Origin of the sequence: Streptomyces sp. WG5 (assembly GCF_049974565.1) — a bacterium.
In the GTDB taxonomy this organism is placed as follows: domain Bacteria; phylum Actinomycetota; class Actinomycetes; order Streptomycetales; family Streptomycetaceae; genus Streptomyces.
In genome coordinates this window covers 1-506 of sequence record NZ_JBNGGC010000211.1, presented here as the reverse complement: position 1 = coordinate 506, position 506 = coordinate 1, and the positions used below count along the sequence as shown (strand labels likewise).

At 62.3% G+C, this 506-nt stretch carries 1 protein-coding gene; it reads right to left on the bottom strand.

The features are described from left to right. A partial coding sequence (gene gstA / locus ACP4IX_RS36675; protein WP_426559035.1) for a glutathione transferase GstA occupies nt 1-506 on the bottom strand: 506 nt, incomplete at both ends.

The following is a 506-nucleotide window of genomic DNA, read 5'->3' as shown; positions in this document are numbered from 1 at the left end:
CACTTTCGGCCGCGCTGCAACACGCGCCTTGTAGCCAACCAGATTCGGAAGGCCGGAAATATCCAGGCCCACGCGATCCGCCCAGGCGAGCATCGTGAAGAGATAGGCGTCCGGCACGGTGAAGTGCTGGCCCATCACGTAATCCCGGCCCGTCAGCGCCTGATCGATGTACTTGAACTTGCCCATCAGGCGGTCCTGGAAGAACGCCTTGGTGTCGTCGGACAGGGCCGGCTGGAACAGGGGGCTGAAGTTCTTGTGCAGTTCGCTGGCGATGAAATTCAGCCATTCCTGCAGCTTGTAACGCTCGCTTGAGCCGTGGGCGGGCGCGAGGTTCTTGTGCGGCGCCTTGTCGGCGATCATCTGGACGATCACGGCGCCCTCCGTCAGCAGATCGCCGCTTTCCAGCCCGAGCGCCGGGACCTGGCCCTTGGGATTGATCTGGGTGTAGTCGCTACCGTCCTCGAGTTTCTTCGCCTTCAAGTCGACCCTGACCAGGTCGAACGGGA